15 protein-coding genes are annotated in these 17,264 nt (G+C 63.0%); 6 read left to right on the top strand and 9 right to left on the bottom strand.

Annotation, left to right across the window (positions count from 1 at the left end; translation table 11 throughout):
* Window positions 1-17: 17 nt before the first annotated feature.
* From ACP7DE_RS03680 to ACP7DE_RS03665, 4 genes are all read right to left on the bottom strand, one after another.
* Complete coding sequence (locus tag ACP7DE_RS03680; RefSeq protein WP_426070786.1) at window positions 18-383, bottom strand: ribonuclease E inhibitor RraB; 366 nt, start codon at window positions 381-383, stop codon at window positions 18-20.
* A gap of 140 nt (window positions 384-523) precedes the next feature.
* Window positions 524-1,084, bottom strand: a complete 561-nt coding sequence (locus tag ACP7DE_RS03675) for an outer membrane beta-barrel protein (RefSeq protein ID WP_426070785.1) — start codon at window positions 1,082-1,084, stop codon at window positions 524-526.
* Window positions 1,085-1,252: 168 nt separating this feature from the next.
* Window positions 1,253-2,746 carry a sensor histidine kinase gene (locus ACP7DE_RS03670; protein ID WP_426070784.1) on the bottom strand — a complete coding sequence of 498 codons (1,494 nt, stop codon included), beginning with the start codon at window positions 2,744-2,746 and terminating at the stop codon, window positions 1,253-1,255.
* Complete coding sequence (locus tag ACP7DE_RS03665) at window positions 2,743-3,465, bottom strand: response regulator (RefSeq protein ID WP_426070783.1); 723 nt, start codon at window positions 3,463-3,465, stop codon at window positions 2,743-2,745. Before ACP7DE_RS03665 ends, ACP7DE_RS03670 begins: the two co-directional genes overlap by 4 nt.
* Before the next feature lie 202 nt (window positions 3,466-3,667).
* On the opposite strand from ACP7DE_RS03665, the gene ACP7DE_RS03660 reads away from it, so the two are divergent.
* The 5 genes from ACP7DE_RS03660 to ACP7DE_RS03640 all read left to right on the top strand — a co-directional run bounded on the left by ACP7DE_RS03660 (window position 3,668) and on the right by ACP7DE_RS03640 (window position 9,837).
* Window positions 3,668-4,729, top strand: a complete 1,062-nt coding sequence (locus ACP7DE_RS03660) for a porin (RefSeq protein ID WP_426070782.1) — start codon at window positions 3,668-3,670, stop codon at window positions 4,727-4,729.
* Window positions 4,730-4,732: 3 nt separating this feature from the next.
* The gene (locus ACP7DE_RS03655) at window positions 4,733-5,719 is read left to right on the top strand and encodes a Bug family tripartite tricarboxylate transporter substrate binding protein (RefSeq protein ID WP_426070781.1); all 987 of its coding nucleotides are present in this window, start codon (window positions 4,733-4,735) and stop codon (window positions 5,717-5,719) included.
* Window positions 5,720-5,763: 44 nt separating this feature from the next.
* Complete coding sequence (locus tag ACP7DE_RS03650; protein WP_426070780.1) at window positions 5,764-6,861, top strand: ABC transporter substrate-binding protein; 1,098 nt, start codon at window positions 5,764-5,766, stop codon at window positions 6,859-6,861.
* Between the two features lie 78 nt (window positions 6,862-6,939).
* Window positions 6,940-8,730, top strand: coding sequence for an ABC transporter permease (locus tag ACP7DE_RS03645; RefSeq protein WP_426070779.1), 1,791 nt, complete (start codon window positions 6,940-6,942; stop codon window positions 8,728-8,730).
* A 33-nt stretch (window positions 8,731-8,763) separates the two neighbouring features.
* A complete protein-coding gene (locus ACP7DE_RS03640) occupies window positions 8,764-9,837 on the top strand; it encodes an ABC transporter ATP-binding protein (protein WP_426070778.1) in 1,074 nt (357 codons plus the stop codon).
* Between the two features lie 76 nt (window positions 9,838-9,913).
* Here the strand turns inward: ACP7DE_RS03640 and ACP7DE_RS03635 are convergent, their stop codons facing one another.
* From ACP7DE_RS03635 to ACP7DE_RS03625, 3 genes are read right to left on the bottom strand one after another with little or no spacing between them, the layout of a single operon-like run.
* Window positions 9,914-10,699: a DUF2145 domain-containing protein gene (locus ACP7DE_RS03635; protein ID WP_426070777.1), complete on the bottom strand. Its 786-nt coding sequence runs from the start codon at window positions 10,697-10,699 to the stop codon at window positions 9,914-9,916.
* 4 nt (window positions 10,700-10,703) lie between these two features.
* Window positions 10,704-11,114 carry a hypothetical protein gene (locus tag ACP7DE_RS03630; RefSeq protein ID WP_426070776.1) on the bottom strand — a complete coding sequence of 137 codons (411 nt, stop codon included), beginning with the start codon at window positions 11,112-11,114 and terminating at the stop codon, window positions 10,704-10,706.
* A gap of 24 nt (window positions 11,115-11,138) precedes the next feature.
* Window positions 11,139-11,561 (bottom strand): hypothetical protein, encoded by a 423-nt coding sequence (locus ACP7DE_RS03625; protein WP_426070775.1) that lies wholly within the window; start codon window positions 11,559-11,561, stop codon window positions 11,139-11,141.
* Between the two features lie 160 nt (window positions 11,562-11,721).
* On the opposite strand from ACP7DE_RS03625, the gene ACP7DE_RS03620 reads away from it, so the two are divergent.
* On the top strand, window positions 11,722-12,465 hold the full coding sequence (locus ACP7DE_RS03620) for a helix-turn-helix domain-containing protein (RefSeq protein ID WP_426070774.1): 744 nt from the start codon (window positions 11,722-11,724) through the stop codon (window positions 12,463-12,465).
* Between the two features lie 22 nt (window positions 12,466-12,487).
* On the opposite strand, the gene ACP7DE_RS03615 is transcribed toward ACP7DE_RS03620, so the two are convergent.
* Both ACP7DE_RS03615 and ACP7DE_RS03610 read right to left on the bottom strand, forming a co-directional pair.
* Window positions 12,488-13,948: a DUF3999 family protein gene (locus tag ACP7DE_RS03615; RefSeq protein WP_426070773.1), complete on the bottom strand. Its 1,461-nt coding sequence runs from the start codon at window positions 13,946-13,948 to the stop codon at window positions 12,488-12,490.
* Window positions 13,945-17,148, bottom strand: coding sequence for a DUF2339 domain-containing protein (locus ACP7DE_RS03610; protein ID WP_426070772.1), 3,204 nt, complete (start codon window positions 17,146-17,148; stop codon window positions 13,945-13,947). The genes ACP7DE_RS03615 and ACP7DE_RS03610 overlap by 4 nt, the downstream gene beginning before the upstream one ends.
* Window positions 17,149-17,264: the final 116 nt, after the last annotated feature.

Below are 17,264 nucleotides of genomic sequence, written 5' to 3'. Positions count from 1 at the left end.
TTCATGGGCAGACTGTCTTACAGCTGCGGCACGTCGGGCGCGCCGACCGGGCCTACATCCATGCCGTCATAGCTGGCCAGCTGGTTTTCCTGCGCAAACACCATCAGCTCGCCATTGCGCGCATGCAGGCTGTCGACGCTGTGCACTTCCGCTTTTTCCACATGCAGCACCCAGACGGGGGCGGCGGCCGGATCGTCGAGTTCCGGCTGGTACAGTTCCACAGGACGGTAGCCCTGCAGCGCCAGCAAGGTGGCAGCCTGCTCCAGCGGTTCGGAAGTGGGGTTGGTGAAGTAATAGCCCCACAGCAGCGGCTGGGTCAGATCCCACGGCGCGTTTTCTGCGATATTGGCGAACAGTTCGGTTACGTCTTCTTTGGTCATCATGGCGGGGCTTTCAGTCAATTCCAGGGCGCGATCTTAACATCGGTGACGGTGACGCGCTACGCGCGCATAAAAAAACCGGCTTGGTAGCCGGTTTTTCATTTGCCGTTGAACGGCTTGATGCTGATACGCGTGAACGTGAATTAGAACTTGTAACGCAGGCCGATCGACAGCAGGTCGGCTTTCAGTTTCATGCCGTCCTGGCTCAGCGTTTTGCCAAAGTTTTCATATTCAGCAACAGCGGACAGGTTTTTATTGAAGTTATAAGCAGCGCCGATGCCAAACAGGGCAGCGGTTTTGTTTTTCGATTCGCTGGCATTGAAACCGATCAGGTTCAAATTAGCTTTGGTGCGGTTTTGTGTAACGCCAGCTTTTGCAAACAGCGAGAAATCAGCGTTCAATGGCAACGTGCCCGTCGCTGCTACGTAGAATGCGCTGGTTTCCATGCTCAGCGATTCCTTGCCTTCGCTCTCTTTTAGTTTGCCGAAATTGACATAGCCGGCTTCTGCGCCGAAGTTAGGCGTGAAGTCGTAGCCGGCGTAAACTTTGTAACCGGTTTTATTTTCTTTGCCCGAGGCGACATCACCAGACAATTTTAATTCCGAACGGCCAGCATTCGCGCCGACATAAATGTTCTCGGCTTGTGCAAACAAAGGGAATGCCAGTGCGGCGCCTACGACTACTGCAAACAATTGCTTTTTCATATTAATCCTAGATAATTAATGCGGAGAGACTGTCTCGCCGCTTAATGGGAACCGAATTGTATAGGGATGAATATGTTTATGTAAGGCAATTATTTTAAAAATATTGAAAATAAATCATTCGTTGTTTTTTAGCAACGTGCAGTATGGAATGCATATCGGCATCAGCCGTCATGCTGCATCGCTGAAATACACGCCGACTTTCAGTCCATGTCCATTTGCCGCCGTCGCCAGTTCCAGGCGCGCGCCATGCAGGGCGGCGATGTCGCGCACGATGGCCAGGCCTAGTCCCGCGCCGCCAGGGTTGCTCTCGAGCGCCGCGCCGACCCGGTAGAATGGCGTTAACACGCGTTCGCGTTCCGCGAGCGGGATGCCGGCGCCGCTGTCCTCCACCTCCAGCACCGCGCCTAGCCCGGCGTGCGGCACGCGCACGCGCAGGATCACGCTGCCGCCCTGCGGCGTGTAGCGCAGGGCATTGTCGACCAGGTTGGCCAGCAGTTCGTGCAGCAGCAATGCCTGGCCATGCACGGGCGCGTCGTCGGGCGCTTCTAGCGATAAATCGATATGCTTGCCGACGGCAGCCATGGCCATTTCCAGCCCTACCTGTTGCGCCACGTCGCGCAGCGAGACGGTATCCATGGTCAGGCTGTCGCCGCCATGCTCGATGCGCGCCAGGGTCAGCAGGCGGTTGGCCAGCAGCACGGTCGAATCGGTGGTGGCGGCGATCGAGCGCACGATGTCGCGCAGGGCAGCGATATCCGGTGGCGCTCCCGCCTGGCGGTCGCATTCGCGCATGGCCAGTTCGGCCTGGGTTTTCAGCACCGTCAACGGCGTACGCAGCTGGTGCGAGGCGTCGGCGATGAAACGGCGCTGGCTGGCGATCAGTTGCTGCAGGCGAGACATGGCGCCGTTCATGGCGCTGACCAGCGGGCGCATTTCCTTGTGCACCAGCGCGGGATCGACGTCGGACAGGTCGGACAGGGTGCGCGTCTCGACTTCCGTTTTCAAGCGCATCAGCGGCCGCAGCACCAGGCGCACGGCAAACCACACGAGGGCGCCCATCACCAGTATCATCGCCGCCTGCCAGCTCAGGGTATCGAACAGAATCTGGTTCGACAGGCCGCGCCGCGCGTCCAGCGTTTCGGCCACCTGAATCAGGGCGATGCCGCGCATCGAGTCGTCATACACGGGTTGCAGCAGGGCGGCGATGCGGATTGGCTTGCCGTGGTATTCGGCGTGATAGAAGCGCACCAGGGCCGGATAATTTTCCGAGCGGGGCACGTTTTTCGGCACGGGCGGCAAGTCGCCATAACCCGAGACCAGCTCGCCGTTGATGCCGGTGACCTTGTAATAGATGCGGCCCAGGGTATCGGTTTCGAAGCTGTCGAGCGCCACGTAAGGCACTTCGGCCACCACCTTGCCGCCGACGATGGAGACGCGCTCGGCCAGCGCCCGCGTCGACGCCAGCAAGGAACGGTCGTAGGCCATGTCGGCCGCGTCGAGGGCGTTGCGGTAGACGAAGACGGCGTCGAGCAGTACCAGCATTACCAGGGGGATGAGCAGCCAGCGCAGCAGCTGGCTGCGCAAGCTGCCCAGCGGCCGGCCCTGCGCCCAGCGCCGGCGCAGGCGCTCGAACACGGGCAGGCGTGGGGCACGCACTGTCATTTTGCTGCAGCCGGCGCCATCGCGCTGCGCGGCTGCAGCAGGTAGCCGATGCCGCGCAGGGTGGTGATGACGGCACCGTCGGGCGCGCCGCTTTCCACGCCGCTTTCTAACTTCTTGCGCACGCGGTGAATATACAGTTCAATGGCGTCCAGGTTGACGTCGTCGGCAAGCGCGAAGACTTCGTCGAACAGCTTTTCCTTCGACACGGCGCGCCCGGAGCGCGTGATCAGCGCTTCGAGCACCGCGTGTTCGCGTGGCGTCAGCGCCAGTGCCGCGCCGGCATAGCTGAACATGCGCGTGACGGTATCGAAACTGAGCGCGCCGCAGCTGTGCACCAGCGCTTCGTTGCCCTGGCTGCGGCGCAGCAGTGCTTTCACGCGCGCTTCCAGTTCGGCCAGTTCGAACGGCTTGGCCATGTAGTCGTCCGCACCCAGGTTCAGGCCCTGCACTTTTTCATCGAGGCCGCCGCGCGCCGTGAGTATCATGACGGGAGTCTTGCCACGCGTGCCGCCGCGCGCGCGAAGGCGGCGCAGCACGTCCAGGCCGTCCATCTTCGGCAGGGTCAGGTCGAGCAGCACCAGTGAGTATTCCTGCGTATGCAGCAGGGCGTCGGCATCTGCGCCGTTGTGGGCGGTCTCCACCGTCAGGTGCGCGTCGCGCAGGGCCTTTGCCAGCCAGTGCGACAGTTCCAGATGGTCTTCCACTAATAATATGCGCATGGTCTCCGCCATTCGTTGAAATGATGCAGTGTAAGCCTGGCGGCAGGGGAGGCGATGAATATGTTGATGTCCCTTGTGGCTGGCTGGCGACACCTGTCAGGCTGAAAGCGAATTGAAAGGATGGCACTCATATAGTGTGATCCTGATTCATGAAATGGATCGGGCATATCACTAATAACTATATCTAAGGGAGACACTTTACATGAAGAAAACTGCATTCTCGCTGGCCGCCATGGCGGTACTCGCCGCAGCCGGCAGTGCCCACGCCCAGTCGAACGTCACCCTGTACGGGCGCCTGGACGCCGGCATCAGCAACACCAGCAACGCCGGTCCGAACAAAAGCTCGATGACGCAAGTGAGCTCGGGCGGCATGAATACCTCGCGCTGGGGCATCCTGGGCAGCGAAGACCTGGGCGGCGGCCTGAAAGCCGTGTTCAATCTGGAAGGCGGTATCCTGGTCGACACGGGCGCGGCCGATGGCGCGCTGTTCAAGCGCCAGGCCAATGTGGGCCTGGAAGGCGCGTTTGGTCGCGTCGTGCTGGGACGCTCCTTCACCACCGTGTATGACTTCGTGCTGCCGTTCGATCCGATGGCTTATGCGCCGTTCTACTCGTGGGCCACTTCGGCCAGCGCGACGGGACCGAGCAAATACGGCATGACGACGGCCTTCGACAACATGGTCAAGTACTCGGGCAAGACGGGCGACTTCAGCTACGGCGCATCGTATGGTTTCGGCGAGCAGACGACGGGCAATTCGGACAGCGCCAAGCTGTCCACGGCCGTCACCTACAAGACTGGTCCTGTCAGCCTGCTGGCCACGTATGAACAGGTGAACGGCAATGCCATCGCCGGCGGCGCGCGCGACAAGACCACCGTGTATCACCTGGGCGCCATGTATGACGACGGCCCGTGGAAAGTGCAGGCGGCGGCGCGCGACTACAAGCTCGATCCGGCTGCCTCCGGCAAGGCCGACGTGCGCGGCACCCTGTACTGGGGCGGCGTCAGCTACAAGACCACCCCGGTGATCACCCTGACAGGCGTGATCTACTACCAGGACGTGAAAAACGTGGCCGCTAACCTCAATGCCGATCCGATCATGTACGTGGCGCGCGTGCGCTATGCGCTGTCCAAGCGCACCGACCTGTATGTGGCTGGCGCCTACGCCAAGGCCAAGCACAACCAGCTGGTCAGCCTGTCGCGTGACGATGCCGGTTTCGGCGACACGCAGCGCGGCTTGATCGCCGGCATCCAGCACCGCTTCTAAGCCATGACGATGCTGCGCTCCCTGTTCCTGTCGCTGCTGTGCCTGCTGCCCGCCCTTGCGGCGGCGCAGGCGTCCACGCCGGCCGAGTGCGTGGTGCCGTCCAAGCCGGGCGGCGCCATGGACCTGACCTGCAAGCTGGCGAAAAAAGGCCTGGCCCAGGAGGGCGTGGCATCCCCGGCTGCAGGATCGGCGATGCGCATCAGCTATCTGCCCGGCGGCATCGGCGCCGTGGCCTGGCATTCGATGGCATCGCAACGCCGCCGCGCGGAAGCGAACACCCTGGTGGCCTTTTCGGGCGGTTCGCTGCTCAATCTGGCGCAGGGCAAGTTCGGCAATGCGAAGGCGGGCGACGTGCGCTGGGTGGCGGCGCTGGGCGCCGACTACGGCATGATCGCCGTGCGCAGCGATTCGCCCTACAAGACCCTGGCCGACCTGATCGCCGCGCTGCGCCAGCATCCGGACAAGGTGCTGATCGGCGTCTCCGGCACCATCGGCAGCCAGGATTGGCTGAAAATGGCGCTGCTGGCACGTCACGCCGGCATCGATCCCAAAGTGCTGCGTTTTGTCGCGCTCGAAGGCGGCGGCGAAGTGTTTACGGCGATGCAGGCCGATTACGTGCAGGTGGTCTCGGGCGATACGTCGGAGGCCACCCTGAACGCCAGTGCCAACCATGCGCGCGTCCTGGCGGTGCTGTCGGAAAAACGCCTGCCCGGTGTACTGGCCGGCGTGCCGACGGCGCGCGAGCAGGGCTTCGATGTGGTCTGGCCGATCATCCGCGGCGTGTGGATGGGACCGCAGGTGCCGGAGGCGGACTACCAGCGCTGGGTGGCCACGTTCGAGCGCGCCATGGCCACACCGCAGTTCGCCGAGTGGCGCGCCCAGGCCGGCCTGTACCCATTCGCCCTGACGGGGCCGAAGCTGACCGCGTATGTCAAGAAGGCGGTCGACGAGTATGCCAGGCAGGCGAATGAGCTTGGCCTGATGCGTTGAACGACATCCTATTAAAAAACCTATTCATAGACGGAGACAACCCCATGCAAACCAAGACCCTGCTTCAAGCCGCCCTTGCCACCGCGTTTGCCAGCCTGGCCGGCGCCGCTTTTGCGCAAGTGCCGCCTGGCTATCCGGCCGACTACCAGAAGATCATCGACGCGGCCAAGAAGGAAGGCAAGGTGGTGATCTACAGCGCCACCGACAGCAAGGCCGCCGCACCGCTGATCAAGGATTTCAGCGCCCTGTATCCGGGTATCTCGGTCGAATACAACGACATGAATTCGACGGAAGTGTATAACCGCTTCATTTCCGAAGTGGCCGCAGGCGGCAACACGGCCGATGTCATGTGGTCGTCGGCGATGGACTTGCAGATGCGCCTGGCCTCCGATGGCTATGCGCTCAAGTATAAGTCCGTTGAAGCGGCGAAGATCCCCGGCTGGGCCATGTGGGACGACCAGGCTTACGGCACCACGTTCGAGCCGGCCGCTATCGTCTACAACAAGCGCCTGCTCGATCCTAAGGAAGTGCCGAAGAATCACGACGATTTCGTCAAGCTGATCGCCACGCCGAAATTCAAGGACAAGGTCACCACCTACGACATCGAAAAGTCGGGTGTCGGCTTCATGTTCATGGCGCAGGATGCGAAGGAATATCCGCAGTTCCTGGCGCTGGAAAACGCGTTCGGCACTGCCAAGGTGCGCGTGCAGTCGTCGACGGGCACCATGATGGAGCGCATCTCTTCGGGGGAAAATCTGATCGGTTACAACGTACTTGGCTCCTACGCGCTGGTGCGCGCCAAGACCGATCCATCGATCGGCGTGGTGCTGCCCAAGGATTACACGCTGATCCTGTCGCGCGTGCAGTTCATCAATAAGAATGCGAAGAACGTCAACGCCAGCAAGTTGTGGCTCGATTATATTTTGTCGCACCGCGGCCAGACCATCATTGCCAACGGCGCCAAGCTGTTCGCCATCCGCGCCGACGTCACGGGCGAAACCACGTCGGCCGACCTGATCAAGGTCATCGGCGCGTCCAACGTCAAGCCGATTCCCGTGCACCCGATCATCCTGCAGTTTTTGGGACCGGCCAAGCGCATGGCGTTCCTGAAACAATGGAAAGAGACAGCCGGCAAGAAGTAGGAATAGCCAACGCCGTCTTGGCCGCCCGCGAGCCTGGCTTGCGGGCGCATGCCGCACCCTTCATTCATTGGATTCATCATGCAAACTGCCATCTTGCCGCTGCCTGCACGGTCGCGCTCTCCCTTGTCGCGCCTGAACTGGTCGCGCGGCGTGGTCGTGACGATCACGCTGATCGCCATTTTCCTGCCGCTGTTCCTGATTTTTTATCAGAGCTTTTTGAACGCGCCGTTTTTCATGCCGGTGCGCGAATTCGGCTTTGATTCCTACCGTTTCATCTTCGATGATCCCGATTTCTCCATGGCTTTCAAAAATGGCCTGATGCTGGCCTTTGGCCTGACCGTCATCGCCGTGCCGCTGGGCGGCATGCTGGCCTTTCTGATGGTACGCACGGACCTGCCGGGCCGCGGCTGGGTGGCACCGATGCTGCTGGTGCCCATCTTTGTCTCGCCGATGGTGATGGGCTTTGGCTACGTCGTCTCAATGGGGCCGGTGGGCTTTTACTCGATCTGGGCCAAGGAGCTGTTCGGCTTCGTGCCCTGGAATATTTACTCCTTCACCAGCATCGTCATCATCGCCGGCCTGACGCACGTGCCGCACGTCTATCTGTATGCCTCCTCGGCACTGAAAAGCCTGGGTTCGGACGTGGAGGAAGCGGCCCGCGTGGCGGGCGCCTCGCCGATCCAGGTGATGCTCAATGTGTCGCTGCCGATGATCATGCCGGCGCTGGCGTATGCGGGCGTGCTGGTGTTCTTCCTCGGCTTCGAAGTATTCGGCCTGGTGCTGGTGCTCGGTGATCCGGAAGGCCATTTGGTGCTGCCGACCTATCTGTACAAGCTGACGAACAAGCTGGGCACGCCGTCGTATCACCTGATGGCCGCCGTTGCCGTCTGCCTGGTGATGGTGACCATGCCGCTGGTGATGATACAGCGCTGGCTGCTCAAGTCGGCCAACAAGTATGTGTCGATCAAGGGCAAGGGCGCGCGCAGCAAGGCCATGCCGCTGGGTCGCTGGAAGTGGCTGGCGTTTGCCTTGCTGGCGGGCTGGCTGATTTTCACCATCATCCTGCCGTTGACGGGTATCGTGCTGCGCTCCTTCGTGCAGTACTGGGGCGAAGGCGTGCACCTGGCCGACGTGCTGACCCTGCAGCATTTCCGCGACATTTTCGACCAGCCCTCGCTGGTGCGCGGCATCGTCAACACCATCCTGATCGGCGTAGTCGGCGGCGCGCTGGCCGTGGGCTGCTACAGCTTCATCGCGCTGGCCATGCACCGCAAGCAGGACGGTATCACGCGCCTGCTCGACTACAGCGTACTGGTGCCACGTGCCGTGCCGGGTCTGCTGGCCGGCCTGTCGTTCCTGTGGGTGTTCCTGTTCGTGCCGGCCTGGCTCGATGGCATGTTGAAAGGCATGGACAACGGCGTGGCCCTATGGCTGAGCGGCCATGTGATCCCAGTGCTGCGCGAAGTGCGTTCGACCATTTTCGCCCTGTGGTTGGCGTATTCGGTGGTGTGGATGGCCTATGGCATGCGCCTGATTTCCACCGCGCTGTTGCAAGTGGGCCCCGAACTGGAAGAGGCGGCGCGCGCCGTCGGCGCCAGCCGCGGCCAGGTGACGCGCGACGTCACGCTGCCACTGATCAAATACGGTTTGCTGGGCGCCTGGCTGATGGTGTTCCTGATCTTCGAGCGCGAATATTCGACGGGCGTGTACCTGCTCTCGCCGGGCACGGAAGTGATCGGCGCCATGCTGGTGTCGCTGTGGGCAGGCGGCTCGACCGACCTGGTGGCGGCGCTGTCCTTCATCAATATCACCCTGGTGGCCATCGGCCTGGGCATCGCGCTGCGCTTCGGCGTCAAGTTACATAACTGAGCTGCATAACTAAAAATAGACTGAGACCACATCATGAATGAATTGACCGTCAATGAGCTGTACCTGGACTACGGCACCGGCGCTGCCGCCAACCAGATACTGAAGGGTGTCTCGATGCACCTGAAAAAAGGCGAAGTGGTCGCCTTGCTGGGGCCTTCGGGCAGCGGCAAGACCACCTTGCTGCGCGCCGTCGCCGGGCTGGAAAGCCCGAAGGCGGGCACCATCCAGATCGGCGAGCGCAATGTCTACGATGGCGCGAAACACTTCGAGATGCCGGCCGAGCATCGCAACCTGGGCCTGGTGTTCCAGTCGTACGCGCTGTGGCCGCACAAGACCGTGTTCGACAACGTCGCCTACGGTCTCAAATTGCGCAAGATGGGCAGCACAGAAATCGCCGCGCGCATCAAGGAAGTGCTGACGCAGCTGGGCCTGGGGCAGCTGGGCGAACGCTATCCGCATCAGCTGTCCGGCGGCCAGCAGCAGCGCGTGGCGATCGCCCGCGCGCTGGTGTACAACCCGCCCGTGATCCTGCTCGACGAACCGCTGTCGAACCTGGACGCCAAGCTGCGCGAGGAAGCGCGCGCCTTCCTGCGCGAACTGATCGTGCGCCTGGGCCTGTCGGCCCTGATGGTAACGCATGACCAGGGCGAGGCGATGGCCATTTCCGACCGCATCTTGCTGCTCAATAACGGCAAGATCGAGCAGCAGGGCACGCCGCAAAGCATGTATGAAACGCCCGATACCCTGTTTACGGCCGAATTCATGGGGAGTAATAACCGCCTGCCCGGCAAGGTGGTGCAGCGCGATGGCAACCAGGTGCGGCTGCTGCTCGATGGCGCCTCCATGCAGGGCGTGGCGCGCGGCGCCAATGTGGGCACGGACGTGACCACCATGATCCGCGTGGAGGAAGTGAAGATCAGCGCCACGCAGGTGGAGAACGCCATCGAACTGCCGCTCCTGACCTGCATGTACCTGGGCGACCGCTGGGAATGCCTGTTCGAGCGTGGTGGCGCCGAGAACATCAGCTTGCGCGCCTATTCGCGCCACAAGCTCGAAGCGGGCAAGTACTGGTTGCACATGCCGGCCGATAAGCTCTGGGTGTTTTAACGGGGCCGAGGTGGCCACGCTGGCGCGCAGTCTGTGCCGCGCTGGCCGCCGGGCTGTTTCGCCTGCTGCCGCGTGCTTAATTTCCCCGCACGACGACTTCCTGCACCTTCGGTTCGCGCTGGCGCATGAAGCGCACGATGGAGTCGACGGTGACGACGTCGATCTGGCGCGTCATGCGGCGCTCGAACGGATGATCGTCGAAAGCGATATTGGCACGGAACATGCGTGCGCCCAGGCGCGTGGCGGCGGGTATGCTGAGCGTTTGCGGCGCGTAGCTGGCGCTGCGCAACCAGGTTTGCGCTTCGGCGCGCGTTTCGATCTTGCCCGGCTCGTTGCTGGCAGCGGCCAGGGTTTCCAGTACCCACTGGTTCGAGTTCTGGTACTTGGTGGAAAACGGGTAGGCCAGCATATTGTAGTGCGCCTCATGCAGGCGCTTGGGCGTGCTCGACGTCAGCAGGCGCACCAGTTGCTGCTGCGTGTCCTGGCCCGGGATGAGGATCAAGGTTTCATACATGAACACATCATCCATGAAGAAATTGCCTAATCCCTCGTTGTACAGCGACGATTGCGCCGTGCCGCATTCATTGAGTTCATGCACCACCAGCCAGCGCCCTTTCGGGTGGTCGCGCCAGGCCAGCGCCATGTGCGAATAGCGCAAATTGTATTTCGACAGGTCCTGACCGGCGCGCGCCACCAGCGCTACTTGTGCGCCCGAGGCATCGAGCGCTTGCAAGGTCTTTTGCGCCAGGTCCATCGATTTGACGAGCGTCGTGGCATCCGTTTGCTTTTCCTCGCACGAGCGCCCCGCATGGGCGGCGCCGGCCAGGGCCAGGCTGATGATTACGGCAGTCAGGCGTTTCATGGGTTCACGCTTTCGAATGGTGGAGGATGGCATTGCCGGCCGCGTTCGGCACATAGGCGATGGCCTTGCCCGACAGGACCAGCATGTGGCCGGTCGAGACGGTCACCACCTTGACGACGGTGCCGGCTGCCAGCGACAGCCCTTGCATGGCTTTCTGGCTCAGCTTGACGGAGGCCGTGGCGGCGGAGGACGCGCCCTTGGTCGAGCTCTTCAGCACGAGGATGCTGCCGTCGGCCACGTCTTCCACCTTGTCAATGACGATTTCACCGGCGGCGGCCAGCACCGACATGGAGCCGACCAGCACGATGGCCGAGGCCATGCTGGCATTGTCGGAGGCGTTGGTGGTATCGGAGTTGGCGGCCTGGACATGCAGGGTGGCGGCGCACAGCAGGGCGGTGGCGAGCAAATGCTTCATGGAATGGTGGCTTTTCATGGGGATTTACACTTTGGAGTGGTGCAGCAGCGCCTTGCCGAGTTCGTTCGGGATGAAGGCGATGGCCTTGCCCGACAGGACCAGCATGTGGCCCGTCGAGACGGCCACTACGTTGACCACGGTGCCGGCGGCCAGCGACAGGCCCTTGGCCGCTTGCGTGCTCATCTGGATGGACGCGCCGCCCGCTTCGGATGCGCCCTTGAGCACGATGACGATGCCTTCGCCCACCGTTTCCACGCTGGCGACGACCACCTGGCCGGAGGCGACCAGCATCGACATGGAACCTGCGACGACGACGGCGGAACCCTGGCTGAGGTTTTGCGAGCCTTTCGACAGGTTCTCGGAAGCGGCGGCGTGGACCAGGCCGGGAGCGGCCACGGAGAGCGTCAACAGCGACAGGGACAGGCAGAGGGGCAGCAGGCGTTTCATGTGTTTCTCCTTCAAGTGTGCCAAGTGGCAACGCCATCATTGTAGACTGTGGGCAATTGGTCAATGAAAACGCTACTCGTAGCGGGCAGCCATACCGCAGGTAGCGTATTGCGCTACTTTTTTGCCGCCAGAACCGATGCTATTTTTGTAAAGGAAGTGCATGCCGCAAACCCACGCCCTGATCGAGGCCTTGAAACGTCTGTTGAAAGCGCGCGCCGTCACATATGCCGAACTGGCCCAGCGCATCGGCGTGTCCGAAGCCAGCGTCAAGCGGATGTTTTCGCAAAAGCAATTTACCCTGCAGCGCCTGGACCAGATCCTGGTGGCCATCGGCAGCGATTTCCAGCAGCTGGCACTGGCCGTGCAGACGGCGCAGGCCGCGCCCACCCTGATCACGGGGCTGACGTATGCGCAGGAAAAGGAAATCATCGACGACACCCGGCTGTTCGTGGTGGCCGTCTCCGCCCTGAACCTGCTGCCGCTGGAGCAGATCGTCGCCATCTACGACATCAGTGAGGCGCAAGCCGTCAAATACCTGCTGCGCCTCGACAAGATCGGCTTCCTGGAACTGCTGCCGAATAACCGGGTCAAACTGCTGGTGGCGCGCACGTTTGCGTGGATACCGAATGGCCCGATTCATACCTACTTCAAAAAGGAAGCCTATGGTGACTATTTGAATTCGCAATTCGATGGCGAGACAGAATTGCTGCGCCTGGTGAACGTGATGTTGTCGAAGAAATCCACGGCGGCCTTGCTGGAGCGCTTGAAGCAAGTGGCGGTGGAGTTTTCGCAACAGCACCAGGAAGACGCGCGCCTGCCTGGTGTCGAGCGCCTGGCCATCAGTTTCATGCTGGCGGCCCGGCCGTGGATGCCGCAGACGTTCAAGGCGCTGCTGCGGCAGTAGCAGTAGTGATGTCGCGGCCAGGCTAATGCTCCTGCTTGTCGGTACTTCCTTGTTCCTCTTTCATCTGCGACAGCAAGCGCCAGGCAAAAAAGCCCAGCACGCCCACGCCCAGCAGCAGTGCGGCCCACAGCGCGGCCAGGCGCAAGCCTGCGCCATCCGGCGTCTTCTCGATGGGGGCGTCGCTGGTCAGAGCCACCACCCTGGCCGCGGTGGCGACAGGCAGCGCCAGCAATTCCTCCTGCGTGAAGCCGGGCGCGACCTGCGACAGTGGCAGCGTTGCCGGCGTTGCGCCACTCCTGCCGAAGACCAGTTGATACGGTCCCTTGCCGCTGGCCAGGAATACCAGGCTGGCCGGTGTCCAGCCCAGGCGCAAGACGGAGTTGAGGTTCGGGTTCGTGCCGCTGTGATATTGCGGCCGCAACACCCATTGCGCCGTTTGCACGACGGGCATGGCCAGGTCGCCGGAGACCCGTTCCTTGCCATCCATGTTGATACGATAGAACGTCGTGTTGAGCAGTGGTTCGAAGTCGGCGGCCTGCGTGCTGCGCGCTTGCGGGCGCAGACGCTGGCGCTGGCGCGGCGCCTCGCTTGCCACGTGATACACGCCCAGGGTGACAGGCATGGACGTGTTGCCCTCAGCCAACTGCAAGCTGATGCTGTCGGCGGGAATGGCGATCGGCGTCGCATACAGGCGCTCGTCGACGCTCTTGCCTGCCGTCCCTTTCAATGCGATGGTGGCGCGCGGCGCTGCAACGGCTGTGACACTGACCTGCTGCGCGGCGATGCCGGCGAAAGTGATGGGATCGCCGTACTGCCAGCTCAGCCGCGCATAACGGAAGGCACGCGGCGCGAATTCGATGCGGTTGTTGGCCAGGGTTTGCGTGTCGCTGTTGCGCAGCCAATTCAGCGTGGTGGTGGCGATGGCATCCCATTGTTTCAGGTCGTCGCTTACCTCCAGCAGTACTTGCGCATTGTAGTTATCGGTTCCTGGCGGCAAGGTGAAATGCAGGGCGCCGATGCGGCTATCCTTGGCGGGCTGGCCCGCATCGAGGATCAGACCTTGCAAGCCCGGCGCCGCACCGGGCGTACTGCCGCCACGCGCCGTGACGGACAGCAGGCGGCCGTCATTGCCGGTACGGATATCCACATTGTCCAGTTCGTAGTAGCCGATGTTTTTGCCGGTGACGGGAAAGATGCGCATGGCAAGTGTGTCGCGTTGCGTGCGCGATTGCGCGGGCGGGGCCGTCAGGGCGAAGGCCAGCGGCTTGCCGGTACTGTCGAACAGGCGCACGTCGGCCAAGCTGGCCGAGCGCGCATGCAGATACACGTCGGTGGGGACGCTTATACGGCTCAGGCCGGCACCAGGCTGCGGCGTCAACGCGATGCTCCAGCCATAGTCCTGCGGCCGCTCCGGTGGCGCCGGGGTAGCGGCCAGCGCGCCGCCTGCGATCAGGCACGTGCAGAGGAGGAATGAGGCTTTCATGCGGCTCCTTGTTGCGGTTCGGCTGGCGCGGGCGCAGCAGCCTTGGGGAAGGGCGCCAAGTAGCCGATCAAGACCATCAGCAAGCCGACACCGACAAAGGAGATGATGCGTTCGATGCCGCCCACGTTCGACAAGTCGATCAGGAACAGTTTCAGCACGACCAGTACCAGCAGCACGGCGCCCAGACTCCACTGCTGGCGCCGTTGATGGCGCGCCGCGTGGCGCATCAGCAGCAGGGCCGTGACGCTCCACACCAGCGACAGCATGGCTTGCACGAATTGCGAGGCCAGCATGTCGTCGAAGCGGTAGGGCACGCCCAGGTAATTCGACACCGTGCGCAGCAGCATCAGGTTGAACCAGACATACGCGCAGCAGGCGGCCACGGCGGGCATACGCGCCTGCCACAGGGCGGGCAGCGGCACTTGTTTCGCCGGCAGCAAGCGGTAGCTGGCAATGGCCAGCAAGATGGCAAAGCCCGTGCTCAAGTCCAGCGGATTGAGCAGTGGTACATAGGGCAGGGGCGCCATGGCGCCATCGTCGACAATATTCCACGCGGCGATCAGCAGCAGCGACCATAGCGCGCCCAGCGGTATCAGGGTGCGCTGGTACCACGCGGGAATCGGCGTCACCGGCCAAGCCCCTGTTCTGCAGCGGCGGATCAGCCAGGCCAGCGCCAGCATCATGCTCCAGGCCGGCAAGTAGCGGGCCCAGGCGGGGCTGACGCTGCCGTCATGGCCAGCCAGCCAGCCGCTGACATGCATGGCGCCCACGGGCCACAGCATCAGCCATGGTGCTGCCGTGCGCAGCGTATGCAAGAAACGCAGCGCTCGCACGTCGAGTTGCCAGCCGGCTTGCGGCCAGACTCGCAGCAAGTATTCGCCGGCCGCCAGGGCACTGGCCAGCGCCAGCCAGCTCAAGCCGGTCGGCAGGTAGTTGCGCAGGTACAGCGCCAGCAGCAGATTGGCGCACCACAAGCCCAAGCCGAGCCAGGCGGCCACGGTGAACCAGCGCAGCTGTGGCCAATCGAGTCGCCGCGCCAGGATGGCGAACACGGGTGTCGTGACGCACACGGCAATCAGGTACAGGGCCAGCCAGTGCTCGCCCGCGTGTGGCTGCATAGACAGGTTGCCGTCGATCAGGCGCAGCAGCCAGCTGGTGAAGGGTACGAGGATGGCGGCAAACCACAGCAGGCCGCTCCAGACCAGCAGCGGGCGCGCTACCAGGGCCAGCAGCTCGTCGCCGCCGCGCGCGCGCAGCGCAAGGAAGCGGGTGCTGGCAAAGGCGGCGGCGCCCAGCAGCAGGGCGCTGAGGAAGGAGCCGTCGAACAGGCTGGCCGGGTGCTGGTCCCAGGCCCAGCTGGCGCGGCTGAGCATTACCATGCCGGCCAGTACCTGCACGGCCAGCAGCAGGGCGCGCGGCGCATGCCATTGTTCGCGCCGCGCCAGCGCCGCCAGCAGGGCGGCCACGCCCAGGGCGCTGACGCTCAGCAGGTTAAGTTGCGTGGTGGCATCCGTGCGTAGCAGGATTTCGCTCCAGAGGCCGCCCAGCAGCCAGGCCGTGGCGGCCGTCAGGAAGAGCACGGACAGGCTGCTCATGAATTCCGGGTACAAGTGGCTGCCGTGGCGGCGGAAATTGAAGGCCATCACCAGCGCGGCGGCGGCCAGCAGCGCGCAGCCGAGCCAGATGTTGGCGTGCAGGGCCGCTGCCGTATCGAGTTCCTGCATGGCAACGAGGAAGGAAATCCAGGCGGCCGCCTGTACCAGCAAGCCGAAGGCCCAGGCCAGTGTCTGGCGCTGGCGCAAGCCGACCCAGACGATGCCCGCGCCTTCCAGCGCCCAGGCGGCGGACGTCCAGCGGCCGTCGAGGGCGAACGGGATGGCCAGCGTGCCGAAGACGATGCCCAGCGCCAGGAAGGCTTCCGCCAGCAGTGTGAAACCTGCGCGGCGCCACAGCGCCACGGCCAGACCCGTGTAGCCCAAGCCGGCAATCAGCGCAGAAAACGCCAGGCCAAAGTGAAAGTGCTGGACCAGACCGTATTGCAAGCCCATGGCCGCCAGCGGCGTGCCGAAGACGAGCGTGCCATCCACATAGTGTTTCAGGCGCGGCGCCTGGCGCGCGCAGTAGGCGATCGCAATGCCGATATAGAACAGCACGAACAGGATCAAAAACAGCTGCGTCGACAGGTAGTGCTCGGGCGTGTAGCGCAGCACGCCCCAGGTGGTGGCGACGACAAAGGTAAAGCCAAAGCTCAGCACATTCAGGACGCGCCAGGCGCGTTTCAAGGCGATGGCAAAGACGCCCGCGTTGAGCAATGCGTAATAGCTGAACAGGCCGATATGGCTGCCGCTGCCCGTCGACACAAGCAAGGGCACGGCAAAGCCGCCGACGATGCCGAAGACGGCCAGCCAGACGGCGTTTTGCAGCACGGCCAGCAGGCACGTAAACGCCGTCAGCACGAACAGCACGGCAAACGCCAGGCCCGCCGGGATCAGTTCATACAGGCGGAAGGCACCAAACGTCACCAGCATCAGGATCGCCAGCGCCGTGCCCTGCAGCGGCAAACTGATGCCGGGGCGGCTAGTGCGGATGCGCCAGGCCCAGGTCAGCAGGGCAATATCGGCGAGCACGATGCCGGCCAGGCGCAGCTCGATGGGCACCGTGACCTGCGCCGACACATATTTGAGCAGGAAGCTGACGCCGAGGAAGAGGATCAGCAAGCCCAGCTTGGCGACCAGGTTGCCGGTAAATAGCCAGTTCTTCGCCTTGGCAACGAGGCCATCCGGGCGTGCGATCCAGGATGGGGTGTTGGCGGCGGCAGGGGCTGGCCTGGCTGGAGGAGGTGGTGCCGATGGCGCGGGTGCGGATGTGGTGGCTGGCGCGGCTGGCGGGACCTTTGCCAGCTCGACCGGCCCGCTCACGGTCGCTTGCGGCACGGTGGCGGCTGGTGGCACCGGTGCCGGCGCGGAAATAGGCACAGGCACAGGCACAGGCACAGGCGCAGCACTCTTTAGGGTGGGCGCGTTAGCTGGCGCTTCGTCCTGGCCTTCCAGCGCTCGCAGGCGCTGCTGGATGCCGTCGACTTCCTTGCGCAAGTGCGCCGTCAGCAACTCCAGATCCGCTACTTTCCTGCGGTGCTGCAACACCAGCACGAAGGCGGTGACCAGCAAGGCCAGGATGGTCAATGATGTCATTCCAGACATGGGGGCAGCTTTCCGGGAGGGGCTGGCAGGGGCGCCAGCGATATGCGCACATTACCTTATTATTAAGAAACAAGCGATTTCTGTTGTGTCAGGGCAAGTGCCAGAAAGCGCGTGCG

This window comes from Janthinobacterium sp. DSP2-3-3 (assembly GCF_049897325.1).
Classification (GTDB): Bacteria; Pseudomonadota; Gammaproteobacteria; order Burkholderiales; family Burkholderiaceae_D; genus Janthinobacterium.
This window is presented reverse-complemented; position numbering and strand designations above follow the sequence as displayed.